This is a genomic window from Krasilnikovia cinnamomea (genome assembly GCF_004217545.1).
Classification (GTDB): domain Bacteria; phylum Actinomycetota; class Actinomycetes; order Mycobacteriales; family Micromonosporaceae; genus Actinoplanes; species Actinoplanes cinnamomeus.
Map to the genome: position 1 here is coordinate 1190424 of NZ_SHKY01000001.1, position 25330 is coordinate 1215753.

A 25330-nucleotide genomic window follows, 5' to 3' on the forward strand; every position below is an offset into this window, starting at 1 on the left:
GACGATGACCGCTTCGACCGAATCGCGCGTCCCCAAGGTGGACGGCGCCCCCCTGCTCCAGCTCGACAACCTGGCCATGCACTTCAAGGCCAAGGGCGACGGCATGCTGTCCCGCGGCACCAAGTGGGTGCAGGCCGTGGATGGCGTGAACCTCACGGTCAACGCCGGTGAGACCGTCGGCCTGGTCGGCGAGTCGGGCTGTGGCAAGTCCACGACCGCCCGGCTGATCACCCGGCTGCTGGAGCCCACCCAGGGCCGGATCCTGTACCAGGGCCACGACATCGCGCACCTGTCGGAGCGCAAGCTGCGGCCGTACCGGCGGGAGATCCAGCTGATCTTCCAGGACCCGTACTCGTCGCTGAACCCGCGGCACACCGTCGGCGCCATCGTCGGCACCGCGCTGCGCACCCACGGCATGGTGTCCAAGAAGGGTGAGCTGCCCCGCGTCCAGGAACTGCTGGAGGTGGTCGGCCTCAACCCCGAGCACTACAACCGGTACCCGCACGAGTTCTCCGGCGGTCAGCGCCAGCGCATCGGCATCGCCCGGGCGCTCGCCGCCCGCCCGAAGATCATCGTGGCGGACGAGCCGGTCAGCGCGCTCGACGTCTCCATCCAGGCGCAGGTGATGAACCTGCTGGAGAACCTGCGCAAGGAGTTCGGCATCGCGTTCGTCTTCATCGCGCACGACCTGGGCGTGGTCCGGCACTTCTGCGACCGGATCGCGGTCATGTACCTGGGCCGCGTGATGGAGGAGGGCACCCGCGACGGCCTGTACGGCTCCCCGCACCACCCGTACACGCAGGCGCTGCTGTCGGCGGTGCCGGACATCGGGGTGGTGCGCGGTACGCCACCGAAGCAGCGGATCCGCCTGCTCGGCGACGTGCCCAGCCCGGTCGACCCGCCGTCGGGCTGCCGCTTCCGGACGCGCTGCTGGAAGGCGCAGGAGATCTGCGCCCAGGTGGCCCCGCCGCTGGACGAGAAGGCGCCCGCGCAGCGGGTGGCCTGCCACTTCGCCGAGCCGCCGGCCGAGTCGATCCTCGCCGAGGCGGGCTGACCGCGCGTTCCAGAACAGCGACACGGGCCGCACACCGATGGGTGTGCGGCCCGTGTCGTGTGTTCGATCAGGCCACGTTCAGCTCGGGGTCGCCGGCGGCCTGGTCGCCACCCGCGACGATCGCGATGCGGCGCGGCTTGGCCTGCTCCTTGACCGGCACCCGCAGCGTCAGCACGCCGTCGGAGTACCGCGCCTCCAGCTGGTCTGCGTCCAGCGACTCGGCGAGCACCACCTGGCGGGTGATCACGCCGGTCGGCCGTTCGCGGACGACCACCTTCGCACCGGCTGGGGCGGTGGGCTTGCGCTCGGCCCGCACGGTCAGCACCCGGCGGTCCACGGTCGCCTCGATGCCGGCCGGGTCGACGCCGGGCAGGTCGATCGCGATGACGAACGCGTCGCCGTCGCGGTAGGCGTCCAGCTGGGCGCCGGTGCCGCGCTGGGCGGTGTCGAAGACCCGGGCGGTGAGCCGGTCGAAGTCACGGAAAGCGTCGGTGCGCAGCAACATGGTCGATCCTCCAGCTAAGCAGATTCAAGGTTGAGCGTGGCGCGCTCAAGTTTTGTAACGGGACGGGCCCCGTGCGTCTTCCGCGTCGTGGTGTGACCTGGGCCACCACCTCGTCGTTCGAACATGTGTGCGAGGATGTGCCGGTGGCTGACACGGCGACGATCCTGCACGCCGACCTCGACTCCTTCTACGCATCGGTCGAGCAACGCGACGACCCCGGCCTGCGCGGCCGGCCGGTCCTCGTGGGTGCGGGCGTCGTGCTGGCCGCCAGCTACGAGGCGAAGGCGTACGGGGTGCGCACCCCCATGGGGCTCACCCAGGCCCGGGCGCTCTGCCCCGGCGCGATCGTCGTGCCGCCCCGCATGCGGGCCTACTCCCGGGCCAGCAAGGACGTCTTCGCGGTGTTCCGGGACACCACCCCGATCGTCGAAGGCATCAGCATCGACGAGGCGTTCCTGGAGGTCGGCGGCCTGCTGCGGATCCGCGGCACGCCGACCGAGATCGCCACCCGGCTGCGCGCCGACGTCCGGGCCCGCGTCGGCCTGCCCATCACCGTCGGGGTGGCCCGCACCAAGTTCCTCGCCAAGGTGGCCAGCAGGGTCGGCAAACCCGACGGTCTGCTGGTCGTGCCACCCGGGCGGGAACTGGCCTTCCTGCACCCGCTGCCGGTCGAGCGGCTCTGGGGCGTCGGCCCGGTGACCGCGGCCAAGCTGCGCGAGCGGCACATCCACACCGTCGGCCACGTCGCCCGCCTCGGCGAGGCCGCGCTGGTCACGATGCTCGGTGCCCACGCGGGACGGCACCTGCATGCCCTCGCGCACAACCGCGACCCGCGCCGCGTCCGCACCGGTCAGCGTCGCGGCTCCATCGGTGCCCAATGTGCCCTGGGGAGCCGACCCCGGCCGTTCGCCGAGGTGGAGGCGACCCTCGCGGCGCTGGTCGACCGGGTCACCCGGCGGATGCGGGCGGCGCACCGCGCCGGGCGCACGGTCACGCTGCGGCTGCGCTTCGCCGACTTCACCCGGGCCACCCGCTCCCGCAGCCTGCTCACCGCGACCCTGCACACCCGGGTCGTGCTGCAGACCGCGCGGGCGCTGCTGACGCAGGCCCGGCCGCTCATCGACGAGCGCGGCCTCACCCTGGTCGGCGTGGCGGTCGGCAACCTCGACACCGACGGCGCGGTGCAGTTGGAGCTGCCGTTCGAGCAGCAGGACGACCACGGCCTCGACGCCGCCCTCGACGCGGTACGCGACCGCTTCGGCGGCACCGCCGTGACCCGGGCCGCCAACCTCGGCCGCGACCTTGGCCCTTCGGTCCCGATCCTGCCGGACTGACAGGCCTGCCGGTCCCGCGCCAGGGCCGGTGGCGCGGGGTGGGCCGGGGGTACGGCAGACTGGCGGCGTGCGGAAGATCTACGTCATCGGGATCGGCGCGGGCGACCCCGACCATCTGACTTTGCAAGCGGCCAAGGCGATCGGCCGGACCGACGTGTTCTTCCTGCTCGACAAAGGCGAGGCCAAGGACAGCATGATCGAGCTGCGCCGGCAGCTCATGCAGGCGTACGGGCGGCCCGGCAGGCGGGTCGCCGAGGGACGCGACCCCGACCGCGACCGCACCCCCGCGGACTACCCGGGCACGATCGCCGACTGGCGGCACCGCCGCGCCGAGATCACCGAGGCGCTGATCGCCGAGCACCTGCGCGACGGCGAGACCGGGGCGTTCCTGGTGTGGGGTGACCCGTCGCTGTACGACTCCACGATCGCGATCCTGCAGGAGATCCTCGCCCAGGGCGAGACCACTTTCGAGTACCAGGTGGTTCCGGGCATCAGCAGCGTCTCCGCGCTCGCCGCCAAGCACCGGGTGGGGCTGAACCGGGTCGGGCGGCCGTTCCAGGTCACCACCGGGCGGCGCCTCGGCGAGGGCTGGCCGTCCGAGGTGGACGACCTGATCGTGATGCTCGACGCCCAGCACGCGTTCGACGCGTACCGGGACGCCGAGGTGGACATCTACTGGGGGGCGTACGTGGGGACCCCCGACGAGCTGCTGGTGTCCGGGCCGCTGGCCGAGGTCGCCGACGAGATCATCCGGGTGCGCACGGAGGCCCGCGCGAAGCACGGCTGGATCATGGACACGTACCTGCTGCGCCGCCGCGGCGCGTGACCGGCGCGGGGCGCGATCGGCACCCCGGGCCGGACTAGTCGTCGCCCTCCAGATCGCCCTCGGCCTCCAGATACACCTGCCGCAGCGCGGCCAGCGTGTCCGGATCGGGCTCCGCCCACATGCTGCGTTCGGCCGCCTCCAGCAGGCGTTCCGTGATGCCGTGCAGCGCCCACGGGTTGGACTCGGTCATGAACTTCTGGTTCTCCGGGTCCAGCACGTACGTGGCGGCGAGCTGCTCGTACATCCAGTCGGCCACCACCCCGGCGGTGGCGTCGTAGCCGAACAGGTAGTCCACGGTCGCGGCCAGCTCGAACGCGCCCTTGTACCCGTGGCGGCGCATCGCCGCGATCCAGCGCGGGTTCACCACCCGGGCGCGGAACACCCGGGCGGTCTCCTCGGTGAGGCTGCGGGTGCGGGCCGCGTCCGGATTCGTCGAATCACCGATGTACGCGGCGGGCGCCCTGCCGGTCAGCGCCCGCACCGTGGCAATCATCCCGCCGTGGTACTGGAAGTAGTCGTCGGAGTCGGCGATGTCGTGCTCGCGGGTGTCCACGTTCTTCGCGGCCACCTCGATGCGCCGGTACGCGTTCTCCATGTCCGGGCGGGCGGGCACCCCGTCCAGGTCCCGGCCGTACGCGAAGCCGCCCCACACCGCGTACACCTCGGCCAGGTCGGCGTCGCCGCGCCAGTTCCGGCTGTCGATCAACGGCAGGATGCCCGCACCGTACGCGCCGGGGCGCGAGCCGAAGATGCGGGTGGTGGCACGGCGCCAGTCGCCGTGCGCAGACTCGTCGGCGACCGCGTGGGCCCGTACGTAATTCTGCTCGGCGGGCTCGTCCAGCGCCGCGACCAGCCGGACCGCGTCGTCCAACATGGCCACCACGTGCGGGAACGCGTCGCGGAAGAACCCGGAGATGCGCACGGTCACGTCGATGCGGGGGCGGCTAAGCTCGGCCAGGTCGATCGGTTCGAGGCCGGTGACCCGGCGCGACGCCTGGTCCCACACCGGCCGGACGCCCATCAGCGCCAGGACCTCGGCGATGTCGTCTCCGGCCGTACGCATGGCGCTGGTGCCCCAGACCGACAGGCCGACGGAGCGCGGCCAGTCGCCGGTGTCGGCGCGGTAGCGCGCCAGCAGCGAATCGGCCATGGCCTGACCGGTCTCCCAGGCCAGGGCGCTGGGGATGGCCTTGGGGTCGACGGAGTAGAAGTTACGGCCGGTCGGCAGCACGTTGACCAGGCCGCGCAGCGGGGAGCCGCTCGGACCGGCGGGCACGTAGCCGCCGTCGAGGGCGTGCAGCACGTGGTCCAGTTCGTCGGTGGTGCGGGCCAGCCGGGGCACGACCTCGGTGGCGGCGAACGTGAGGACCGCGGCCACCGTCTCGTCGGTGCGGCCGAGCACCTCGCGGACCGCGGGGTCCACCGCGGCGGGTGACCAGTCAAGCGCCTCCATCGCGTTGACCAGCTCGCGGGCGGTCGCCTCGACCGCGTCCACGCTGATGCGTCCCGTCCTGGCGCCAACCGCGCCTGCCGCCTCGCTTCCGGCCGTGCCCGCCGCCTCGCTTCGGGCGTTGCCTTCCGCCTCGCTTCCGGCCGTACCCGCCGCCTCGCTTCGGGCGTTGCCTTCCGCCTCGTTTCCGGCCTTGCCCGCCGCCTCGGCTCCGGGTGTGCCGGGCTCGGTGAGGCCGAGGGCTTCCCGCAGGCCGGGCAGCGCGGCGACCTGACCCGCCCACATCTGGCGGGCGCGCAGGATCGACAGCACCAGGTTGATCCGCGCCTCGCCGGTCGGGGCGGCGCCCAGCACGTGCAGGCCGTCGCGGATCTGGGCGTCCTTGACCTCGCACAGCCAGCCGTCGACGTGCAGCAGGAAGTCGTCGAACTCCTCGTCGCCGGGCCGGTGCGCCAGCCCGAGGTCGTGATCCATCCGGGCGGCCTGGATCAGGGTCCAGATCTGCGCGCGGATGGCGGGCAGCTTCGCCGGGTCCAGGGTGGCGATCGTGGCGTGTTCGTCCAGCAGCTGTTCGAGGCGGGCGATGTCGCCGTACGACTCGGCGCGGGCCATCGGCGGGATCAGGTGGTCGATCAGCGTGGCGTGGGCGCGCCGCTTCGCCTGGGTGCCCTCCCCCGGGTCGTTGACCAGGAACGGGTAGATCAGCGGCAGGTCACCCAGGGCCGCGTCCGTGCCGTCCGAGGCGGACATGCCGACGTTCTTGCCGGGCAGCCACTCCAGGTTGCCGTGCTTGCCGACGTGCACCACCGCGTGCGCGCCGAAGTCGTCGGCCAGCCACCGGTACGCGGCCAGATAGTGGTGGCTCGGCGGCAGATCCGGGTCGTGGTAGATGGCGACCGGGTTGGCGCCGAAGCCGCGCGGCGGCTGCACCATGACCACCACGTTCGCGTCGCGCAGGGCGGCCAGCACGATGTCGTCGCCGTCGACGTACAGCTCGCCGGGGGGCGGTCCCCAGTGCCGGGTCACCGACTCGCGCAGGTCCTCGGGCAGGGTGGCGAACCAGGCGGCGTAGCGCGCGCCGCTGATCCGTACCGGGTTGCCCCGCAGTTGCTCCTCGGTCAGCCAGTCCGGGTCCTGGCCGCCCGCGGCGATCAGCGCGTGGATCAGGCCGTCGCCGTCGTAGCCCGGGAACGACCCGGTCTGGTAGCCGCGATCACGCATGGCCGCCAGCAGCCGGACCGTCGAGGCGGGCGTGTCCAGGCCCACCGCGTTGCCGATCCGCGAGTGCTTCGTCGGGTACGCCGACAGCATCACCGCGATCCGGCGCTCGGTGGGCGGGATGTGGCGCAGCCGGGCGTGCGCCACCGCGATCCCCGCGACGCGGGCGGCGCGTTCGGGATCGGCGACGTACACCGACAGGCCGTCCGGGTCGATCTCCTTGAACGAGAACGGCACCGTGATGATCCGCCCGTCGAACTCCGGGATCGCCACCTGCGTCGCCGCGTCCAGCGGGGTCAGCCCGTCGTCGCTGTCCTCCCAGGCGGCGCGGCCGCTGGTCAGGCACAACCCCTGCAGGATCGGTACGTCCAACTCGGCCAGCACCCCGACGTCCCACGCCTCGTCGTCACCGCCCGCCGAGACGGTCGCGGGCCGGGTGCCGCCGGCGGCCAGCACCGTCACCACCAGCGCGTCCGCGCGGCGCAGCTCGGCCAGCAGCTCGGGCGGGGCGGTCCGCAGCGACGACGTGAAGATCGGCATGGGCCGCCCGCCCTTGTCCTCGATCGCGCGGCACAGGGCCTCGACGAACGCGGTGTTTCCCGCCATGTGGTGCGCGCGGTAGTAGAGCACCGCGATCGTCGGCCCGCCGCCGGAGGCCGCATCGCCGGTCACCACGGCTCCCGATGCGTGAGTCCCCGCCGTCGTAGGTCCCGACACCGTGGCCTCGGACGCCACGGCCGTTTCCCCCGTGCCGGTGGCACGGTCCAGCACGCCCCAGTCCGGGGCCGGCTCGGCCGGGGCGAAGCCGTGCCCGGTGAGCAGCACCGTGTCGGACAGGAAACTGTGCAGGGCGGCCAGGTTCGCCGGGCCACCGTGCGCGAGGTAGCCGTGCGCCTCGGCCGCCACCCCCGCGGGCACTGTGGAGAGTTGCATCAGCTCCGCGTCGGGAGCCTGCTCCCCGCCGAGGACGACCACCGGGACGGTTCCGGCCAGCAGCGCGTCCAAGCCCTCCTCCCAGGCCCGGCGGCCACCGAGAATGCGGACGACCACCAGCTCGACACCCTCGAGCAGGGCGGGCAGCTCGGAGACCTCCGTACGGGCCGGGTTGGCCAGGCGGTACGCGGCGCCGCTGGCGCGGGCGCTGAGCAGGTCGGTGTCGGACGTCGACAGCAGCAGAAACACGGCTCTCCCCTCGGGGTCCGCGCCCCGGGTCGAAGGGTCACGGCGACCGGAGTTCCTGGCTCCCGGGGTAGCTGACCCGGTGACAGTGGCGGGACCGCGCCGGACTCGCACCGGCTTCCTCCGCGGCGTCGCCGCACGTGGACTCCCACTCTGCGCAAGTGGTGCCGACCACGTCAAGGCGGCGTGCCGCGTCCGACAACAACGACGGGTGCGGCGGAACGGTCGCCGCCCGCCCGTAGTATCCGGGCCGTGTCCTCCCCACGTCGCGTCAGCGTCGACGCCTGCCCCGGAGCGCTACGGCTGCACGCCGCGGCCGACGGGCCGCTGGCGCGGGTCCGCCTGCCCGGCGGGCGGCTCACCGGCGCCCAGGTGCGGGTGCTGCGCGAGCTGGCGGACGAGTGGGGCGACGGGCACGTCGAGCTGACGTCCCGGGGCAACGTGCAGCTGCGTGCCCTCACCGCCGCCCCGGCCGGGCGGCTGGCCGGGCGGCTCGCGGATGCGGGCCTGCTGCCCTCACCCACCCACGAGCTGGTACGCAACATCGCCGCGTCCCCCCTTCCCGGCGGTGCCCTGGACGTGGCACCGCTGGTCGGCGCGTTGGACCGGGCACTGTGCGCGGACCCCGCCCTCGCCGGGCTGCCGGGGCGGTTCCTGTTCGCCCTCGACAGCGGGCGCGGTGACGTGGCGTTCGCGGCGGACGTGGCGGCGTACCCGCTCGGTGACGCGGTCGCGATCCTCTTCGCGGGTGTCGACGCCGGGCTGCGGGTGCCCCCTGGACAGGTGGTTCCCGCGCTGCTGACCGCCGCGCACGCCTTCCTGTCCGAACGCGAGGCACCACGGCCCACGGTCCCACCCACGCCACCCGCTGCCGCACCGCCCCGTGCCGCGCCGTCACCGGCCGCACCGCCCGCGGCCCCGCCGTTGCTGGCCGACACGGCACCGGCGGAGACCTCCGAGATCTTGGAGGCTCCTGGCCCCCAGGAGGGCCACCGGCCGCCAAGATCTGGCGATGGGACCGCGAGTGCGCCGGGGGTGGGTGGTGCGTGGCGGGTGCGGGAGTTGGTGGACGGGCCCGGCCGGCTGGCGGCGCGTGTCGCGGCTACGACCGGGGTGCGACTGGCCGAGCCGGTTGCCCTGGAACGGCCCGGGATGGTGCCGCCGGTCGGGCTGGTCGCCGGGCCCGGCGGGCTGGTCAGTGTCGGGGCGGTGGTGCCGCTCGGGCGGTGGAGCGCCGTACAGATGAAGGTCTTGGAACGGGCCGCGACGCTGGTGGTGACGCCGTGGCGCGGGGTGGTCGTGCCCGGACTGGGGCCCGCGGAAGCCGGGTCGTGGTCGCGAGCGCTGGCCGGGGTCGGCCTGGAGGTCGCGCAAGGGTCCCGGTGGGCCGGGGTGACCACCTGCGCCGGGTTGCCGGGGTGCGCGAAGTCGCTGGCCGACGTGCGCGCCGACGCCACCCGGGCCGTACGCGGGACAGAGCCGGGTGCGGGCCCGGCGGCCCGCGGATGCCTGCCGGTGCACTGGGTGGGCTGCGCGCGGGGCTGCGGCAGCCCGGCCGGGCCACATGTACGGGTCGAGGCGACCGGCCGGGACTACGAGGTGCGCTCCCCCGCCGGGTCGGGCCGGGCGAGCGCGGACGGGGTGGCCGATCTGGTCGCCACCGCGAGGAGGAACTGATGGAGTACGTACGCGACGGGGCGGAGATCTACCGCCGGTCGTTCGCCACGATCCGGGCCGAGGCCGACCTGTCCCGGCTGCCCGAGGACGTGGCCCGGGTCGCCGTCCGCATGATCCACGCTTGCGGGATGGTCGACCTGGTGGACGACATCCGGCACAGCCCCGGGGTGGTCACCGCGGCCCGCAAGGCGCTGCGCGACGGCGCCCCGATCCTGTGCGACGCCGAGATGGTGGCGTCCGGGGTGACCCGGCGGCGGCTGCCCGCGGACAACGAGGTGATCTGCACGCTGCGCGACCCGGCGGTGCCCGGCCTGGCCGCCGAGCTCGGCAACACCCGCAGCGCGGCGGCGCTGGACCTGTGGGGCGACCGGCTGGACGGTGCCGTGGTGGCGATCGGCAACGCGCCGACCGCGCTGTTCCGGCTGCTGGAGCTGATCGCGGCGGGGGCGCCCCGCCCGGCGGCGGTGCTCGGCATCCCGGTCGGCTTCATCGGCGCGGCCGAGTCGAAGGAGGCGCTGGCCGCCTCCGAACTGGAGTATCTGATCGTACGCGGGCGGCGCGGCGGCAGCGCGATCACGGCGGCGGCCGTCAACGCCCTGGCATCGGAGGACGAGTGAGCGGGCGGCTGTACGGAGTGGGCGTCGGGCCCGGCGATCCGGAGCTGATCACGGTGAAGGCGGCGCGGCTGATCGGGGCGGCCGACGTGGTGGCGTACCACGCGGCCCGGCACGGGCGCAGCAACGCCCGCGCGATCGCCGCGCGGTACCTGCGGTCCGAGCAGGTCGAGGAGCCGCTGATCTACCCGGTCACCACGGAGACCACAGACCACCCGGGCGGGTACCAGGGTGCCATCGACGAGTTCTACGCGGACGCGGCCCGGCGGCTGGCCGCCCACCTGGACGCGGGCCGGGACGTGGTGGTGCTGGCCGAGGGGGATCCGTTCTTCTTCGGCTCGTACATGCACATGCACAAGCGGCTGGCGCACCGGTACCCCACCGAGGTGGTGCCCGGGGTGACCTCGGTGAGCGCGGCCTCGGCCGCCCTCGGCCGTCCCCTCGTGGAACGCGACGAGGTGCTCACGGTGCTGCCCGGCACGCTGGCCCCCGACGATCTGGCGACCCGTCTGGCGGATGCCGGACCCGCCGCGATCATGAAGCTGGGCCGCACCTTCACGGGCGTGCGGGAGGCGCTGGAGAAGGCGGGCCGCCTCGACGACGCGTGGTACGTGGAGCGGGCCACCACGGACCGGCAGCGGACGGAGCCACTGGCCGAAGTCGATCCGGCCACCGTGCCGTACTTTTCACTGGCCCTGCTGCCCAGCCCGGCAGCCGTCCCGGCAGCCGTCCCGGTCGCGCCGGAACCTGCGGCGCTGGGCAGCCGGGTAGCGCTGGACGGTTCGGAGGGCTCGGTCGGGCTGGACGGTTCCGTCGCGCGAGACGGCTCGGTCGGGCTGGACGGGGTCGGTTCGGTGACAGCGGGCCCGGCTGCTTCGGTGGCGGCGGATGGGGCCGGCTCGGTGACCGTGGTCGGGTTGGGGCCGGGCGGGCGTGACTGGCTTACTCCGCAGGCCCAGGCGGCGCTCGCGGCGGCCGACGATCTGATCGGGTACGGCCCGTACCTCGACCGGGTCGCGCCGAACCCGCGGCAGCGCCGGCATCCCTCCGACAACCGGGTCGAGGCGGAGCGGGCGGCGTTCGCGCTGGACCTGGCGAAGCGGGGGCGCCGGGTGGCCGTGGTGTCCTCGGGTGACCCGGGCGTGTTCGCGATGGCGGCCGCCGTCCTGGAGGTGAGCGAGGATCCGCAGTGGAAGGACGTACCGGTGCGGGTGGTGCCCGGCCTGACCGCCGCGCAGGCGGTGGCGAGCCGGGTGGGCGCGCCGCTGGGGCACGACTTCTGCATCGTGTCGCTGTCCGACCGGCTCAAGCCGTGGCGGGTCATCGCCGACCGGCTCACCGCGGCGGCCGGCGCCGACCTGGTGATCGCCCTGTACAACCCGGCGTCGAACAGCCGCCGCGAGCAGCTGGTCCGGGCCCGGGAGCTGCTGCTGGCGTACCGGGCTCCGCAGACGCCCGTGGTGGTGGGCCGCGACGTGGGTGGCCCGTCCGAGACGGTACGGGTGACCACGCTGGCCGAGCTGGATCCGGCCACGATCGACATGCGCTGCCTGCTCATCGTGGGGTCGTCGCAGACCCGCGCGTCCACCCGCCCCGATGGCACGGCCCTGGTCTTCACTCCCCGCCACTACCCGACCTGATTCCGGCTCCGCCTGCGTGCGGCCCGTCCCTTCGTTGAAGACTTCCGGTCAGCTCCTGACCGGAAGTGCTCAAGATCGGGGTGGCGGTGCGCGGCGACGGTCAGTTCGCGACGCGGGCGGTCAGCCAGGCGAGCGCCGCGGGGATCGTCGCGACGGTCTCCGTCGCGACGACGGGGTTCGTGCTGGTCGGCCCGCTGGGTAACGGCGGCCCGTGACCGGGGGGCGGTGGGCGGTCGATCATCACGACCGGGATGCCGCGTTCGCGGGCGGCGTCCAGTTTGGGTGCCGGTCCGCCGCTGTCCTTGGTGACCAGCACGTCGATCCGGTACCTGTCGAGCAGGGCCCGCTCACCCTCCACGGTGAACGGCCCCCGGTCCAGCACGACCTCCAGCCGGGGCGGGACAGGCGGCCGGGGTGGTTCCACCGACCGGGACAGGAACCAGCGCCCGCCGACTCCGGCGAACGCGGCGATGCTCTGCCGCCCGGTGGTGAGGAACACCCGCTGACCCAGGGCGGGCACCAGTTCGGCGGCGGCGGCCAGGGACGGCACCCGGTGCCAGTCGTCGCCGGGACGCGCCACGAATCCCGGACGGCGCAACACGAGCAGCGGCACCCCGGCCCGGGCGGCCGCGACCGTGGCGTGCGCCGACATGGTCGCCGCGAACGGATGCGTGGCGTCGACCACCGCACCGATCCGTTCGGACCTCAGGTAGGAGGTCAGCCCGTCGACGCCGCCGAACCCGCCGACGCGCAGCTCACCGGCTGGCAGCAGGGGCGCGCTGGTGCGCCCGGCCAGGGAGCTGGTGACGTGCAGTCCGGCCACGCCCGCGCAGGCGGCGGCCAGCGCGCGCCCCTCCGAGGTCCCCCCGAGAATCAACACCCGCAGCCCGGCGCCGAACAGCCCGCCGTCAGCGTCGGAGCCACCTCCAGAGTCATGGCGCCCAGCAAGGCCAGAGTCGCCTCCGGGGCCGTCACGCCCGGCAACGTCGGGGTCACCTCCGGGGCCGTCATGCCCGGCAACGTCGGGATCGCCCGCGTCAGGCCGGCTCAGGTCCGGCATCGGTCCGCGGAGTACAGGTGGCTGTCCGGGAACTGGGACGCGGTCAGCGCCGCACCCACCACGATCACCGCGGTCCGCCGGATGCCCGCCTCGGCCACCCGCCCGGCGATGTCCGCGAGGGTCCCCCGGACGATCAGCTCGTCCGGGCGGCTGGCCCGGGCCACGACCGCGACCGGACAGTCCGCGCCGTAGCTGCCGGTCAGCTCCGCGACCACCGCGTCGATGCGCTGCACGGCCAGGTGCAGCACCATCGTGGCGCGGCTGGCGCCCAGCGTGGTCAGATCCTCGCCGGGCGGCATCGCCGTGGCCCGTTCGGCGGTACGGGTGAGGATGACCGTCTGCGCGACCTCGGGGACCGTGAACTCGCGCCCGAGCGACGCGGCGGCCGCCGCGAACGCGGGCACCCCGGGCGTCACGTCGTAGGGCACCCCGGCCGCGTCGAGGCGGCGCATCTGCTCGGCCACCGCGCTGAACACCGACGGGTCGCCGGAGTGCAGCCGCGCCACGTCGTGCCCGTCGGCGTGCGCGGCGACCATCAGCGCCACGATCTCGTCGAGGCTCAGCCGCGCGGTGTCGACCAGTTCCGCCCCGGGCGGGCACGACGCCAGCAGTTCGGCGGGGACGAGGCTGCCCGCGTACAGGCAGACGGGTGCGGCGGCGATGAGCCGCTGCCCCCGTACGGTGATGAGGTCCGCGGCGCCGGGGCCGGCGCCGATGAAGTGCACCGTCACGGCTTGGTCACCGACCAGATCGTCACCGGCATCATCGCTCTCCATCCTGTGAAGCCACCGACCGGCGCGCCCCGGCTGACCGCGATCCTGCTCAGCTCGCCGCCGAGCCGGGTGTGCCAGGCGGCCAGCACCGCCTCGGACTCCACGGTGACCGCGTTCGCGACCAGGCGGCCGCCGCCGCGCAGGGCGGACAGGCAGGTGTCGAGCACGCCGTCGCGGGTCAGGCCACCGCCGATGAACACGGCGTCGGGGGCGTCCAGCCCGGCCAGCGCGTCCGGGGCGCGGCCGTGCACCACCCGCAGCGCGGGCACGCCGAGGGCCGCGGCGTTGGCGCGGACACGGGCGGCGCGCTCGGCGGCCGACTCGACCGCGACGGCCCGGCAGGAGCGATGCGTACGCATCCATTCGATGCCGATGCTGCCGGAGCCCGCGCCGACGTCCCAGAGCAGCTCGCCGGGTTGCGGGCCGAGCGCGGCGAGGGTGACCGCGCGGACCTCCCGCTTGGTGAGTTGCCCGTCGGTGTCGTACAGCTCGTCGGGCAGGCCGGGCACGCACGGTACGGGGCGGCCGGGCCCCCGGCAGTCGACCGCGATCACGTTGAGCGGGTCGGTGTCCGGGTGCGCCCAGTCCGCGGCGGTGCCGGTGACGGCGTGTTCGGTGGGGCCGCCGAGCTGGGACAGCACGGTGAGCGGGCTGTCGCCGTAGCCGCGCGCGGTGAGCAGCGCGGCCACCCGGGCGGGGGTGGCGCCGTCGCGGCTGAGCACGAGGATGCGCCGGCCGGGGTGCACGAGCGGGTGCAGTTCCTCGACGGGCGCGGTCACGAGGCTGAGCACGTCGGTGTCGGCCAGCGGCCAGCCGAGACGGGCGGCGGCCAGCGAGGCCGACGACGGGTGCGGCAGGACCCGGACGGCGTCCGGCCCGGCCAGCCGGACCAGGGTGGCGCCGATGCCGTGCCACATCGGGTCGCCGCTGGCCAGCACGCTGACGGCCTGTCCTCGGTGGTCGTCGAGCAGGCCGGGCAGGGCGGGCAGCAGCGGCGACGGCCACGGAACGCGTCGCGCGGCGACGGCCGGTGGCAGCAGCGCGAGCTGCCGGTCGCCGCCGAACACGACGTCGGCTCCGGTCAGCGCGGCCCGGGCCGGGCCGGTGAGGCCGTCCCAACCGTCCGCGCCGATCCCGACGACGGTCAGCGGGTGCGGTTCGGCGGTCACGGCCTGACGCTATCGCCCGCCAGCGGCGAACCGGCCCGCAGGGCTCGCGGAGCGCCCGCACGGGTCTCGCGCGGGAACGGTCCGGTATGCGACAGGATCCGGCGACGGGCCGCGGTGCGTGTGGTGGTCGGGGACATCATCCGCGACTGACCCGGGTTCGCGTCTTCCCGCCGTACGATTAGATCGATATCTTTCTATGCATGAAGCGCGCCCTCGCGGTCTTCACCCTGATCACGACGCTGGTCGCGGCGCCCCACCCCGCTGCGGCCGCCACCGTCGCCGCCGACGCGTCCTACCGGACGCTGAGCACGGCGCACCACCCGGACTGGATGCGTGCCGTGCCGGACGCGACCGGCCTGGCCGCGCTGTCGCTGCCCGGGACCCATGACACGATGGCGATCCACGGCGGCGGGCCGACGCAGACCCAGGAGGACTTCGGCGACAGCGGCGGCACCCTCACGGCCCAGCTGGCGGCCGGCATCCGCATGATCGACATCCGGGCCCGGGTGAACGGCGGCAACACGTTCACGATCCACCACGGCGCGGTGTACCAGCACGCGAACTTCGACGACGTGCTCGACAAGCTGGCCGCGTTTCTCGGCGCGCACCCGTCCGAGACCGTGGTCATGCGGCTCAAGCAGGAGTGCACGGGCGAGCTCGGCTCCTGCACGGACGCGCCCGGCCAGCTGAGCTTCCCGGACATCTTCGACCTGTACGCCGCGAAACGTCCCGCCCTGTTCTGGCAGCCCTCGATCCAGCGCGGCACCGCCGCGGCCACCCCCACGCTCGGGGCGATTCGCGGCAAACTCGTCCTCGCGGTGCTGCACGGTGCGTTCGGCGGACCGATCGAACATTACGGGCTTATCCAGTTCCTGGACTGGAACGGCACCTCGACCTACGTGCAGGACAACTACAACGTCCCGAACATCGGCGCCATCGCCACGAAGCGTGATCAGGTACGCCGCTTCCTGGACGCCACGGACGCCGGCGATCCGACCAAGATGTACGTGAACTTCACCAGCGGCGCGAGCGCGTTTGTGCAGCCCCAGTGGTGTGCGGGCGGCGCGCTGTGGGTGCCGGGGGTCAACCCGTTCCTGCTGGACTACCTGAACCAGGGGCACGTCACGCACCGCACCGGAATGGTCGTGATGGACTTCCCGGGCGGCGGCCTCATCGACCGGCTGATCAGGTTCAACCCGGGTTTTTCCGCGTCGGCTTGAGCCTTCGCGGCGCCCGCTGCGTACCAAAGCCCGACGGCCTCCGGTCGTCACGTCCGCCGCCGGGGGGTGGCAGACGCGAGACGACGACTGCTGGGCGGGTGAGAGGCGATGGCGCGGGTGCAGGGTGACGTCGCCGGCCGACAAGGGCCGGGGGCGTTCCAGACCTTCGAAGACCAGCGCAACCGTCGGCCGGAGCCGGTGGCGACGGCCCGCTTCCTGGCGCGGACCCAGCCGCGACAGGAGTACGCCCGCGGCGACATCATCGTCGAGGCGCCCACCGACCCCAGCGGCTGGCGCGGCACCGAGTCGGGCCCGGCCGTCCCGGTCGACGACCGGCCCCCGGCCGAGAGCGTCTCCGGCAACCGGCTGCTCACCATCATCCTGTTCTTCGCCGGGCTCGGCACCAGCGTCGCCCTGTGGGTCTTCAACACCCAGCCCGGCGCGATCAACGACACCGCCACCCTGCTGACGGCGGTCGGCCGGGTCACCGGCCTGATCGGCGGCTACCTGCTCTTCGTCCAGCTGTTGATGATGAGCCGGGTGTCCTGGCTGGAGGAGTGGGTCGGCGCCCGCGACCTGCTGCGCTGGCACCGCTGGCTCGGCACCTCACTCGTGGTCGCGGTGCTGGCGCACATCGTGTTCATCGTCTTCGGGTACGCCAAGGCCGCGCAGGCCGACGTCGTGAAGCAGGGCATCGACATCATCACCACGCTGCCCGACATGATCAGCGCCACGGTCGCCACCGTCCTGCTCGTGGTGATCAGCCTGCTGTCGATCCGCGCCGCCCGCACCAAGCTGCCGTACGAGCTGTGGCACCTCACCCACCTCGCCGCGTACCTCGTGCTGCTGCTCGGCTACGGCCACCAGGTGGCCACCGGCGCCGACCTCAGCGGCCAGTACGCGAAGATCTTCTGGCCCGGCCTCGGCGCGCTGGTCATCGCCGCGCTGATCTGGGGCCGCCTGGTCGAGCCGGTGTGGCTCAACGTGCGGCACCGCTTCGCGGTCGCCGAGGTGGTACCCGAGGGCGCCAACACCTTCTCGATCTACATCGACGGCAACAACCTGGACCGGCTGCCCGCCCAGGCCGGGCAGTTCATGCGCTGGCGGTTCCTGACCCGCAACGGCTGGTGGCAGTCCCACCCGTTCTCCCTGTCGGCCGCCCCGAACTCCGACTGGCTGCGGCTCACGGTCACCGTCGCCGGCGGCCACACCGCGCGGCTGGGCGACCTGGAGCCCGGCACCCCGGTCTGGGCGGAAGGCCCCTTCGGTACGTTCACCGCCCAGCACCGCACCCGGCGGCGGGCGCTGCTCATCGCGGGCGGCAGCGGCATCGCGCCGATCCGGGCGCTGCTGGAGGACATGCCGCCGGACACCATCGTCATCTACCGCGCCAGCCGCCCCGACGAGCTGGTGTTCCGCGAGGAGCTGGAGGACCTGGCCGAGCGGCGCGACGCCTGGGTCCGCTACATCGTCGGCTCCCGCTCCGACGCCGGCCCCCGCCGCCTGTTCACCCCGGAAGGGATGCTCGGCCTCGTTCCCGACGTCAACCGCCGGGACGTGTACCTGTGCGGCCCGCCCGGGCTCGTGAGCGCGGCCGTGAGCACCCTGCGCGAGCTCGACGTACCCGACAGCCAGATGCACCTCGACCCCTTCGAGTTCTGACGGAGACACCGATGCGACGTAGTACCGCAGCAGCCGTAGGCACCCTGACCGGCGCCGCCCTGATCATCGGCGTACGGCTCAGCGTGTCCGCGCCCGTAGTGACCGCCGCGCCACCCGCCGTCGACGTCGCCAACAACGACCTGGGCGCCGAACCCGAGCCCTCGAAGTCGTCCGGCAAGAAGAAGGAAAAGGAAGAGGGCGACGACAACTCGGGCACCGCGGGCGGGGAGAGCGGCCTGACCGACGGCACGTACAAGGGCAAGGCCGTCCGCAACCCGTACGGCACCGTGCAGGTCAGCATCAGGGTCACCGACGGGAAGATCAGCAAGACGGCGGTCACGTACCCGACCACCGGCGAGAGCGCCACCATCAACCCGGGCGCCGTGGCGCAGCTCAAGGAGCAGACTCTCCAGGCGCAGAGCGCCGACATCGACTCCGTCTCCGGCGCCACCATCACCAGCAAGTCGTACGTGGAGTCGCTGCAGGCCGCCCTCGACGAGGCGAACGCGTAGGGTCGACCGGGTGCGGCACGTCGAACATGTCATGGGCACCGTGGTCAGCATCGAGCTGGCCGACCAGCTGCCCGCCGACCGGCTCACCGCACTGATCGGCGACGCCTGCGACTGGTTGCACGAGGTGGACCGCCGGTTCACCACGTACGCCGACGACAGCGAGGTCATGCGGCTGCGCCGGGGCGAGCTCAAGGCCGACGACGCCTCCCCCGACCTGCGACACGTCCTGGCCGCCTGCGCCGACCTGTGGCGCGACACCGACGGCTGGTTCGACGCGTACGCCGCCGGGCCGCTCGACCCGTCCGGCTACGTCAAGGGCTGGTCGATCGAGGTGGCCTCGGCCCGGCTGGCCGAGGCGGGCAGTGTCAACCACTGCCTCAACGCGGGCGGCGACATCCGGATGCGCGGCCACAAGGCGGACGGCCGACCCTGGCGGGTCGGCGTCCGGCACCCCTGGCAGGCGGACAAGCTGAGCTGGGTGCTGGAGCTGACGGACGGGGCGGTGGCCACCTCCGGCACGTACGAGCGGGGTGCGCACGTGTTCAACCCGCGTACCCGGCAGGCCGCGCAGGGGCTGCGGTCAGTGACCGTGACCGGCGCCGACCTGGCCCTGGCCGACGCGTACGCCACCGCCGCGCTCGCCATGGGCGAGCCCGGCATCGGCTGGCTCGGCAAACTCGCCGCCGACGGGTACGAGTCCGCCGCGGTCACCGACGACGGCCGCGCCTTCCGCACCGCCGGCCTGCCCGCCGTCGACGACGCGTAGGCGATCTCCCGTCCATCGCCCGGGCCGCCCTCGCCCGTGGTGGTCAGAAGTCTGCGAACACGTAGGGCATCGTGCGCGGGAACAGCGCCCGCAGCGGCGCCACCGCCTCCCGATCCACCTGACCGAACCCACGGACCACTACGTCGACCGGATCCAGTACCCCGTATGCGAGGCCGGACAGGCCCGCGCAGTTCAGCGTTGCCTGAGCGCCGCCGCCGGGGTCTCGTTCCACCGTGAGGCGCCCGGCGACGCCCGCCAGCCGGTAGCTCCCGCCGATCAGGTCGTCGTCGACGACCGTCACGGTGACCCCGGCAGCCTCCCCCACCGCCGCGCCCGACAGGGCCTCCACCGACAACAGCCGGGCCATCGGGGAGTTCGCGGTCGGGTACGCCACCCGGCCCTCGGTCGTCGCGATCAGGTCGGTGCCCCACAGCTCCGGCACCTCATCCGTGTCCACGAACACGGCGACACGGGCAACCTGATCCACATGGCGGGCGAAGAACTGCAGCAGCAGGGCCCGGCTCAGCGGGCCGGTGGTAAGCAGGTGATCAGCGATCAGGTCCCCGCCGTACTGGTCCACCCGATACGTCACCGCGCCCACCACCTCCCCGTCCACCCGGGCGAGCGCGACCCACCGTGGCGGGCTGTCGCGGAACTCCGCCGTACGGATCTCGTCGAACACGCTGAAGCCGTGCCGCTCCCCCAGCAGGCGCAGAGTGAACGCCCGGTAGTCGTCGAAGCCGTCGCGCAGCCGTCGCCACTCGACCGTGCCCGGCAGCTCGGCGCGCTGCAGGTGCCCCAAGCCCTCCGGCGCGAACGTGGCCGTGCGCCACCTGGGCAGTCCCACGAACCCGAAGCGCTCGTAGAACGAAGGGCGGAACGGGTACAACGCGCTCACCGTGCACCCCTGGTCGCGCATCTGGCGCAGGAGGCGCTCCAGCAGCATGCGTACCAGACCACGGCGCCGGGCGGCGGGATGGGAGGCCACCGACGCGACCCCGGCCATGTCGTGCACCACGCCGCGTACGTTCTGCCGCATCGGGAAGGCGGTCGCGCCGGCGAGGGTCTCCCCCTCCTCCTGCGCGATCAGGCTGACCGCGGAGCGGTAGAACCGCATGCGCCGCGCGTACGTTTCGGTGTCCTCGTCCGATCCCGGGGACGGCTGGAAGGCGTACGCCTGCAGCGGCCGCATGGTGTGGGTCCGCTCCTCGGCGCTGATCTGCCGGATCTCCATGCCACCATCCAACTCCATCTCCCGGCCGCCCAGGTCAGGGCGTTGCCGATGCAGGCCGCGACGCGCCGGGGGACCCCGGTTTGGCAACCCCTGGGGCAACCGGCTAAAGTTCCTATCCGTCACCGGGGAACACCACCGGAGCGACAAGCGGACGTAGCGCAGCTGGTAGCGCATCACCTTGCCAAGGTGAGGGTCGCGGGTTCGAATCCCGTCGTCCGCTCGGAGAGGCTTCCACAGGTAACGTGCGGGGCCCACTCGGTGGAGTGGCCGAGAGGCGAGGCAACGGCCTGCAAAGCCGTGTACACGGGTTCAAATCCCGTCTCCACCTCGGCGAGGTATGACCGAGGGCGATTGGCGCAGCGGGAGCGCGCTTCCTTGACACGGAAGAGGTCACTGGTTCGATCCCAGTATCGCCCACCAGCTCAGAGGCCATGTTCAATCGATGAACATGGCCTCTTTCGTGCCAGTACAGCACCAAAGTACAGCAGCGGTCACCCATCGAGGCTCTCCCCCAGCTTCTTGAGCGCTTCCCGCGTCGATCTCGATGACACCTGCGTGTAGATCTCCATCGTGATCGAGAACCGGGCGTGCCGCAGGATCGTCATCGCCACCCGGGGGTGCACGTCGAGATCCGCGAGCAGTGATCCACAGGTACGCCGGGCGTCGTGCACGGTGATCTTCCGGATGCCCGCCTTGCGGCACCGGGCGTCCCAGGAGCGATTGAAGTTGCGCGGGTCGACCGGTGTGCCGAACGCCGAGCAGAACACCAGCCCGGTGTGCTGCCATGCCGACCCAGCGGCCGGGCGGGCCTGGTCGGCGTCGGCCAGGCGCTGCCGCAGGGCGGTGACGCAGATGGCCGGTAGGGGCAGGCTGGCGTCCGAGGCGCGGGTCTTGGTCTCGCGGTGCAGCAGTTGCCGGGCTACCCGTTGGAGTTGCCGGCCGATGGTCAGCTCGGCGCCGTCGAGGTCGACGTCCTCGCGGGTCAGCCCCAGCACCTCGCCCTTGCGTAGCCCGCAGACGAGGACCAGGACGTAGGCCGCGTACATCGGGTCGCCGTCGCGGCGGGCGGATTCGAGGAACCGGCGCGCCTCGTCGGTTGACCATGCCTTGCCCTTGCGTCTGCGGTCGGCGGGGAGCTTGGCGAGTCCGGCCACGTTGCGCGCCACCAGTTCTTCGGTCTGCGCGTGCGACAGTGCCGAGCGCAGCACCTTGCGGGCATCACCGAGCGTGCTGGTCACCGGGTAGGACGTGCAGCAGGCCCCGAGCGCGCAACACCGCCGTTTCTCGATGGGGCGGCGGGCGTCCTTGCCCTGTGCGCAGCATTGGCACGTCGTGGCGAGGGTGTTGAGCCACGCCTGGACGTCGCGGACCTGGAGCCGGTCCAGCCGCTTCGGACCGAGGCCCGGCTTGATGTAGAGCCGGATCAGCGTCTCGTAAGTCGCCGCTGTCAGCGGTGCCAGGTTCGGCCGGACGACTTCCTTGTGCCAGTAGTCCAGGTACTCCCCCACCGTCGGCACGCGGGTGGCGACCGGTCCGGCTTTGGCCTGCTGGTGGAGCTTGATCCACTTGGCGTGGACGTCCTCGCGGGTCTTGCCGTAGACGTACTTGCGGGTGCGTTTGCCGTCCGGCTTGGTGACCCAGACGTAGGCGGCATAGCCGTTGCGGTACGGGAAGATCGAGCCTTCCCCGTTGGCTCGGGCGCGGGTTGCCATCAGGCGGCCTCCTGCCGGTCGATCTGGTCTTGCACGTATTGGTCGACCCATTCGGGCAGGATGCGGCGGTACTTGCCGTCCTTGATGGAGCGGAGTTCGCCGGTGGCAATCTTCATCTTGACCTTGGAGAGGCCGAAGCCGAGCAGGACGGCGACCTCGGCGGGTGAGTACCAGCGGGGTGTCAGGGGTGGGGTCATCGTGGTAGTGCCTCCATGGGGGTGACGGTGAGGTAGACGCGGATCTCGCCCGGGTTGCGGGCGGGGCGGGTGCTGGTGTGGCAGGTGGCTCGGCCGCTGTAGCTCTTGGCGAGGTAGGCGGCCAGGTATCTCGCCTGCGTGGCGGCAATCTCGGCGGGGCCGATGAGTCGGACCGCGAGGATGGGTTTGGGTCGTCCGGACATGTGATGTCTTTCGTTTGGGTGGTCGGGGGTGCGGGCGTGAGCACGGGATTCCTGGGGTCGTGCCGGTGGTGGCGTTGGTCGGGTGGTGGCGCGGACCGTGGTGGAGCGGGCAGCCTGGCGGGACGGGTGATCGTTCAGTCACTGTGGAGTTATCAAGAGACGAGTTGACACGTACGTGTCAGAAGGCGCGGTGGTGGTCCGCCGCCGTGTAGTCGGCGGCGGCGTCGCGGGCGGCTCGGGCGTGTCGGCGGGCGGCGTCGGCGGCGGAGTTGGCGAGCAGGGCGTCGCCGGTGGTGCGCCAGCCCGCGCCGTTGTAGGCGAGCAGGTTGATCACGACGGTGGTTTCTTGGTCGTGCTGCTCGGCCTGGTCGCTGGAGTCGAGGGTGCGGCGCCAGATGACCCGGGCGTCGCGGAGGATGCGGAAGGTGACCGAGTAGCGGCGGCTCTTGGTGAGGAAGTGGCCGCCGAAGCCGAGCATGTGCGCCCACCGCCGCAGACCGGACCATTCGCGGACGCCGCCGAGGGTCCAGGCAGCGTCGATGAGCCGTTCCGGGTGGCTGCCGGTCGGGTTGGCGTACAGGTCGATCGTGTCGCCGGTGAGGCGTCCGGAGACGTGGCCGGTGGTTTCGGTGCTCTTGGTGGCGTACTTGGCGAGGTAGGCGGCGACCATGGCGTCGGTGATGTCGCCGTCGCCGGTGAGTTTGACGGGGCGGATGTCGGCGTAGTGGCCGCGTCCTTCGTCGCCCCACCCGATCGGCCAGCCGTCCGGCTGCTGGGGGTGGCCGGCTGTCTGGAAGTGGGTGGTCGCGGCGGCGTGTTCGATCGCGGTCGCCAGGTCGAGTAGGCCGAGCGGCGCGGGCGGGGGCACGATCGCGCCGGGGCAGTCGGGGTTGACGCCGTCGAGGCGGACGATGACGTGGTAGTGCACGACGCCGCGGCGTTGCATCTCGGCGACCTTGCCGTAGGACAGGCGGAAGTCGCCCGCGCGGAGGCCGAACTGGCGGGCGGTGCGAGCCAGGGCGCGGCGGATGGCGATGGTGGTGCGTCGCCACAGTTCGCCTGCCTGGTGGTTGAAGACGACCTGGGCGTGGTGGTCGTAGCAGTCGAGGCACAGCGGGGTGCCGAGGATGTGTTCGCCGCTGGCGTGGATACGGGTGCAGCGCAGGTCGACGCCGTGCGGGCAGACGTCCGGGTTCCGGCGGGGGCGGCAGGGGATCTGCTGGCCGGTCTTGGAGGTGCGGCGGGTGTGGACCAGTCCGAACGAGGGTGCGGTCAGGGTGAGGAACACGGCCGGGTGGGTGCCGACCCCGGCCGGTACGCCTTTGCCTCCGGCGAGGCCGGAGCGGATGAGTTGGTACGCGTCGCGCCGGTACACCTCGGCGCAGGAGGGGCAGACGGAGGTGCGGCGGTTGCCGCACGGCTTGTAGATCACCCCGTCCGGCATGTCCTCCGTGTTGGTGACGGACAGCACGCGGGCCGTCTCGACTTCGACGGCTGATGCGGTGCCGAGTCGCGCGCGTCCGGCGGTTTCGCCGGTCAGCATGGTTCCGGCGAGCCGGATCGGGCGGGTACACCCGGCGGCCGGGGCGATGTGGCGCAGCCACTCGAAGTAGCGCGGGTCGCGGGCACGCAGGCGGGCGTAGTCGTCGGCGTAGATCGGACGGCGACCGGAGTCGGGTGCGCGGCCGTGGTGGGTGGCCGGGGTCTCGGCGTTCTCCCCCACACCCACCGTGATGGTGGGTGTGAGAGGCAGCGTCGAGCTACTCATCAGGCGTTGACTCCGAGGGTGGTGCCGTTGTGCGGCCGTGTGGTGGCCGGGGTCGGCGGGTTGGTGTGGAGGTGGGTGAGGATGTCGGTGGCCGTGGTGGTGGGTACGCGTAGCCGGACCGCGAGTTGGTTGGGGTTGATGTCCTCGCCGCGTTCGTCGCGGTGCGCGCGTGCGATGGTCCGCGCGTTGGACAGCAACGGCTCCGGGAACTGCCGGGCGGCCGGTGCCGACGCGGTGGCCGTGGCCGGGGCCGATGCAGTGGTGTCGGGTGCTGCGGTGCTGGTCTTCTTGGCGGGTGTCCGCTTGCGTGGTGCCGTCTTCGTCGCCGGGGGGCTCTTCTTGGCGGTGGTGGTGGCCCTGGTCTTGGGTGTTGCGGCGGCCGGGCGGACCTTCGCGCGCGTGGTGTCGAGTGACGGGGCGCGGGAGGTGGCCGGCATGGGTGCCGTGACCGGGTTGGTGGGCCGGGGTGTTGCGGTGGCGGTGAAGACGAGCTTGGACAGGCCGAGGAAGGCCAGCGCGGGCAGCGCGGAGACCACCCAGCCGGACGGGCCGGGTTTGGCGACGGCGAGCTGCGCGGTCAGGGAGAAGCCGACGGAGCCGACGAGCAGCACCATCGGGTACCGCACGCTGGCGGCGGGGTTGCGGCGTCGGCGGCGGCCGATCTCGATGATCGAAGCGGTGGGGATGAGTTCGGAGATGACGGCGTTGGCCCAGCCGAACCAGGCAGCGGTGCCGGTAGGGCTGTTGTCCAGAGTCCATTCCTTGACGTGGTGGAACGAGGCGGCTCCGGCCATGAGGCCGACGAAGAGCACGATGACGACCAGGACGAGCACCTGAGCGGTGTCGACCGACAAGCGTCGGCGAGGGGTACGTGTGTCCGGTGAGGACACCTGTGCGGTGGTGGTCATGGCAGGTCCTCCCACGCGGCGAGAGGGGCAAGGGCGACGACGCCGGTACAGCCCATGCAGAAGACCGGGGCCAGGCGCAGGACCGCGAGGTCGGCGGCCAGCTCGAAGGGGGTGTTGTAGTTGGCCGGGTAGACGGCGATGCCGTCGCAGCGCGGGCAGGGCTGGGTGCAGACCGGGCAGCGCTCGAACAGTTCGCCCATGTCCTCGTCACGCCCAGCGGGCATATTGGTGTCGATGCAGAACCGGCAGTCGATAATGGCGGTGGTCATCGTTTGACCTCCGTGCAGTCGAGGCAGGCGCCGGTGCGGGTCGGGATGTAGTAGTCGCGGAGTTGGCCGCAGGTGCCGCAGGTGCGGCGGGCGGTCAGGGCTTTGTCGATCGCGGCGCGCTGCGCCGGGGTGGCCTGCCGCTTGGGCTTGGCCAGGTCGATGCGGTAGAGGTAGGCGCGGCGGTCGCCGCGACGCCACAGGATCTGCGCGGCGATCTCCTGGCCGCCGGGCCGCAGGCCACGGGCGCGGAGCTGCCGGACGGTGGCGAGTCCGGTCGGGGCCATCTTGAACGGGTAGGTCGGGATGCCGTACTTGGCGCCGGTGGGGTCGTAGAACACCATCAGGTCCTCCGAATCGGTGCCGTCGAAGTGGGAGGCGCA

23 protein-coding genes, 3 tRNA genes and 1 riboswitch are annotated in these 25330 nt (G+C 72.8%); of the genes, 13 read left to right on the forward strand and 13 right to left on the reverse strand.

What is annotated here, in order from left to right; translation table 11 throughout:
* Positions 1-4: 4 nt before the first annotated feature.
* A complete protein-coding gene (locus tag EV385_RS05170; protein ID WP_130508415.1) occupies positions 5-1054 on the forward strand; it encodes an ABC transporter ATP-binding protein in 1050 nt (349 codons plus the stop codon).
* Positions 1055-1121: 67 nt separating this feature from the next.
* Here EV385_RS05170 and EV385_RS05175 read toward each other — a convergent pair whose 3' ends face one another.
* Positions 1122-1559 carry an Hsp20/alpha crystallin family protein gene (locus tag EV385_RS05175; protein WP_130508416.1) on the reverse strand — a complete coding sequence of 146 codons (438 nt, stop codon included), beginning with the start codon at positions 1557-1559 and terminating at the stop codon, positions 1122-1124.
* A gap of 143 nt (positions 1560-1702) precedes the next feature.
* On the opposite strand from EV385_RS05175, the gene dinB reads away from it, so the two are divergent.
* Positions 1703-2893 (forward strand): DNA polymerase IV, encoded by a 1191-nt coding sequence (gene dinB / locus EV385_RS05180; RefSeq protein ID WP_130508417.1) that lies wholly within the window; start codon positions 1703-1705, stop codon positions 2891-2893.
* A 67-nt stretch (positions 2894-2960) separates the two neighbouring features.
* The gene (gene cobF, locus EV385_RS05185) at positions 2961-3719 is read left to right on the forward strand and encodes a precorrin-6A synthase (deacetylating) (protein ID WP_130508418.1); all 759 of its coding nucleotides are present in this window, start codon (positions 2961-2963) and stop codon (positions 3717-3719) included.
* A 34-nt stretch (positions 3720-3753) separates the two neighbouring features.
* Here cobF and cobN read toward each other — a convergent pair whose 3' ends face one another.
* Positions 3754-7569, reverse strand: coding sequence for a cobaltochelatase subunit CobN (gene cobN / locus EV385_RS05190; RefSeq protein WP_130508419.1), 3816 nt, complete (start codon positions 7567-7569; stop codon positions 3754-3756).
* Positions 7570-7618: 49 nt separating this feature from the next.
* Positions 7619-7690, reverse strand: a riboswitch (cobalamin riboswitch).
* A 128-nt stretch (positions 7691-7818) separates the two neighbouring features.
* Here cobN and EV385_RS05195 point away from each other — a divergent pair.
* The 3 genes from EV385_RS05195 to EV385_RS05205 are packed head-to-tail and all read left to right on the forward strand — an operon-like array spanning position 7819 to position 11497.
* The gene (locus tag EV385_RS05195) at positions 7819-9243 is read left to right on the forward strand and encodes a precorrin-3B synthase (protein WP_207229752.1); all 1425 of its coding nucleotides are present in this window, start codon (positions 7819-7821) and stop codon (positions 9241-9243) included.
* Positions 9243-9860: a precorrin-8X methylmutase gene (locus tag EV385_RS05200; protein WP_130508420.1), complete on the forward strand. Its 618-nt coding sequence runs from the start codon at positions 9243-9245 to the stop codon at positions 9858-9860. The genes EV385_RS05195 and EV385_RS05200 overlap by 1 nt, the downstream gene beginning before the upstream one ends.
* The gene (locus EV385_RS05205) at positions 9857-11497 is read left to right on the forward strand and encodes a precorrin-2 C(20)-methyltransferase (RefSeq protein ID WP_130508421.1); all 1641 of its coding nucleotides are present in this window, start codon (positions 9857-9859) and stop codon (positions 11495-11497) included. Before EV385_RS05200 ends, EV385_RS05205 begins: the two co-directional genes overlap by 4 nt.
* A 100-nt stretch (positions 11498-11597) precedes the next feature.
* Here the strand turns inward: EV385_RS05205 and EV385_RS05210 are convergent, their stop codons facing one another.
* The 3 genes from EV385_RS05210 to cbiE all read right to left on the reverse strand — a co-directional run bounded on the left by EV385_RS05210 (position 11598) and on the right by cbiE (position 14499).
* Positions 11598-12377, reverse strand: coding sequence for a cobalt-precorrin-6A reductase (locus EV385_RS05210; RefSeq protein ID WP_341273918.1), 780 nt, complete (start codon positions 12375-12377; stop codon positions 11598-11600).
* 167 nt (positions 12378-12544) lie between these two features.
* Positions 12545-13333: a precorrin-4 C(11)-methyltransferase gene (gene cobM / locus EV385_RS05215; protein ID WP_242624718.1), complete on the reverse strand. Its 789-nt coding sequence runs from the start codon at positions 13331-13333 to the stop codon at positions 12545-12547.
* A complete protein-coding gene (cbiE, locus tag EV385_RS05220) occupies positions 13285-14499 on the reverse strand; it encodes a precorrin-6y C5,15-methyltransferase (decarboxylating) subunit CbiE (protein WP_130508422.1) in 1215 nt (404 codons plus the stop codon). The genes cobM and cbiE overlap by 49 nt, the downstream gene beginning before the upstream one ends.
* Positions 14500-14699: 200 nt before the next feature.
* Here cbiE and EV385_RS05225 point away from each other — a divergent pair, with 200 nt between their 5' ends.
* From EV385_RS05225 to EV385_RS05240, 4 genes are all read left to right on the forward strand, one after another.
* Positions 14700-15719, forward strand: coding sequence for a phosphatidylinositol-specific phospholipase C (locus EV385_RS05225; RefSeq protein WP_130508423.1), 1020 nt, complete (start codon positions 14700-14702; stop codon positions 15717-15719).
* A gap of 108 nt (positions 15720-15827) precedes the next feature.
* On the forward strand, positions 15828-17381 hold the full coding sequence (locus EV385_RS05230; RefSeq protein ID WP_130508424.1) for a ferredoxin reductase family protein: 1554 nt from the start codon (positions 15828-15830) through the stop codon (positions 17379-17381).
* Between the two features lie 11 nt (positions 17382-17392).
* The gene (locus EV385_RS05235; protein ID WP_130508425.1) at positions 17393-17893 is read left to right on the forward strand and encodes an FMN-binding protein; all 501 of its coding nucleotides are present in this window, start codon (positions 17393-17395) and stop codon (positions 17891-17893) included.
* Positions 17894-17924: 31 nt separating this feature from the next.
* Positions 17925-18659: an FAD:protein FMN transferase gene (locus EV385_RS05240; protein WP_130513093.1), complete on the forward strand. Its 735-nt coding sequence runs from the start codon at positions 17925-17927 to the stop codon at positions 18657-18659.
* Positions 18660-18702: 43 nt separating this feature from the next.
* On the opposite strand, the gene EV385_RS05245 is transcribed toward EV385_RS05240, so the two are convergent.
* Entirely contained in the window at positions 18703-19893 is a 1191-nt protein-coding gene (locus EV385_RS05245; protein ID WP_165449397.1) for a GNAT family N-acetyltransferase, read from the reverse strand.
* Between the two features lie 147 nt (positions 19894-20040).
* Between EV385_RS05245 and EV385_RS05250 the strand changes: the two genes are divergently transcribed.
* From EV385_RS05250 to EV385_RS05260, 3 genes are all read left to right on the forward strand, one after another.
* Positions 20041-20113 (forward strand) — tRNA-Gly (locus EV385_RS05250).
* Between the two features lie 37 nt (positions 20114-20150).
* Positions 20151-20221, forward strand: a tRNA-Cys gene (locus EV385_RS05255).
* Between the two features lie 17 nt (positions 20222-20238).
* A tRNA-Val gene (locus EV385_RS05260) sits at positions 20239-20313 on the forward strand.
* A gap of 71 nt (positions 20314-20384) precedes the next feature.
* Here the strand turns inward: EV385_RS05260 and EV385_RS05265 are convergent.
* The 7 genes from EV385_RS05265 to EV385_RS05295 form a co-directional block, all read right to left on the reverse strand.
* Positions 20385-21605, reverse strand: coding sequence for a tyrosine-type recombinase/integrase (locus EV385_RS05265; RefSeq protein ID WP_130508427.1), 1221 nt, complete (start codon positions 21603-21605; stop codon positions 20385-20387).
* Positions 21605-21802 carry an excisionase family DNA-binding protein gene (locus tag EV385_RS05270; protein ID WP_130508428.1) on the reverse strand — a complete coding sequence of 66 codons (198 nt, stop codon included), beginning with the start codon at positions 21800-21802 and terminating at the stop codon, positions 21605-21607. Before EV385_RS05270 ends, EV385_RS05265 begins: the two co-directional genes overlap by 1 nt.
* Positions 21799-22005: a hypothetical protein gene (locus EV385_RS05275; protein ID WP_130508429.1), complete on the reverse strand. Its 207-nt coding sequence runs from the start codon at positions 22003-22005 to the stop codon at positions 21799-21801. The genes EV385_RS05270 and EV385_RS05275 overlap by 4 nt, the downstream gene beginning before the upstream one ends.
* 178 nt (positions 22006-22183) lie before the next feature.
* Positions 22184-23773 (reverse strand): replication initiator, encoded by a 1590-nt coding sequence (locus EV385_RS05280; RefSeq protein ID WP_130508430.1) that lies wholly within the window; start codon positions 23771-23773, stop codon positions 22184-22186.
* The gene (locus tag EV385_RS35920) at positions 23773-24681 is read right to left on the reverse strand and encodes a hypothetical protein (RefSeq protein WP_207229754.1); all 909 of its coding nucleotides are present in this window, start codon (positions 24679-24681) and stop codon (positions 23773-23775) included. Before EV385_RS35920 ends, EV385_RS05280 begins: the two co-directional genes overlap by 1 nt.
* Positions 24678-24950: a hypothetical protein gene (locus tag EV385_RS05290; protein WP_130508431.1), complete on the reverse strand. Its 273-nt coding sequence runs from the start codon at positions 24948-24950 to the stop codon at positions 24678-24680. The genes EV385_RS35920 and EV385_RS05290 overlap by 4 nt, the downstream gene beginning before the upstream one ends.
* The gene (locus EV385_RS05295) at positions 24947-25291 is read right to left on the reverse strand and encodes an RRQRL motif-containing zinc-binding protein (RefSeq protein WP_130513094.1); all 345 of its coding nucleotides are present in this window, start codon (positions 25289-25291) and stop codon (positions 24947-24949) included. Before EV385_RS05295 ends, EV385_RS05290 begins: the two co-directional genes overlap by 4 nt.
* Positions 25292-25330 lie beyond the last annotated feature (39 nt).

Bases quoted from the DNA above. Each gene is read 5' to 3' on its own strand.
- EV385_RS05245 (WP_165449397.1), bottom strand. From the start codon at position 19,893: ATGGAGATCCGGCAGATCAGCGCCGAGGAGCGGACCCACACCATGCGG.
- EV385_RS35920 (WP_207229754.1), bottom strand. From the start codon at position 24,681: ATGACCACCACCGCACAGGTGTCCTCACCGGACACACGTACCCCTCGC.
- EV385_RS05225 (WP_130508423.1), top strand. From the start codon at position 14,700: ATGAAGCGCGCCCTCGCGGTCTTCACCCTGATCACGACGCTGGTCGCG.
- cobM (WP_242624718.1), bottom strand. From the start codon at position 13,333: ATGGAGAGCGATGATGCCGGTGACGATCTGGTCGGTGACCAAGCCGTG.
- EV385_RS05170 (WP_130508415.1), top strand. From the start codon at position 5: ATGACCGCTTCGACCGAATCGCGCGTCCCCAAGGTGGACGGCGCCCCC.
- EV385_RS05200 (WP_130508420.1), top strand. From the start codon at position 9,243: ATGGAGTACGTACGCGACGGGGCGGAGATCTACCGCCGGTCGTTCGCC.
- EV385_RS05240 (WP_130513093.1), top strand. From the start codon at position 17,925: ATGGGCACCGTGGTCAGCATCGAGCTGGCCGACCAGCTGCCCGCCGAC.
- EV385_RS05230 (WP_130508424.1), top strand. From the start codon at position 15,828: ATGGCGCGGGTGCAGGGTGACGTCGCCGGCCGACAAGGGCCGGGGGCG.
- EV385_RS05235 (WP_130508425.1), top strand. From the start codon at position 17,393: ATGCGACGTAGTACCGCAGCAGCCGTAGGCACCCTGACCGGCGCCGCC.
- EV385_RS05295 (WP_130513094.1), bottom strand. From the start codon at position 25,291: ATGGTGTTCTACGACCCCACCGGCGCCAAGTACGGCATCCCGACCTAC.
- EV385_RS05270 (WP_130508428.1), bottom strand. From the start codon at position 21,802: ATGACCCCACCCCTGACACCCCGCTGGTACTCACCCGCCGAGGTCGCC.
- EV385_RS05290 (WP_130508431.1), bottom strand. From the start codon at position 24,950: ATGACCACCGCCATTATCGACTGCCGGTTCTGCATCGACACCAATATG.
- EV385_RS05265 (WP_130508427.1), bottom strand. From the start codon at position 21,605: ATGGCAACCCGCGCCCGAGCCAACGGGGAAGGCTCGATCTTCCCGTAC.
- EV385_RS05175 (WP_130508416.1), bottom strand. From the start codon at position 1,559: ATGTTGCTGCGCACCGACGCTTTCCGTGACTTCGACCGGCTCACCGCC.
- EV385_RS05280 (WP_130508430.1), bottom strand. From the start codon at position 23,773: ATGAGTAGCTCGACGCTGCCTCTCACACCCACCATCACGGTGGGTGTG.
- EV385_RS05275 (WP_130508429.1), bottom strand. From the start codon at position 22,005: ATGTCCGGACGACCCAAACCCATCCTCGCGGTCCGACTCATCGGCCCC.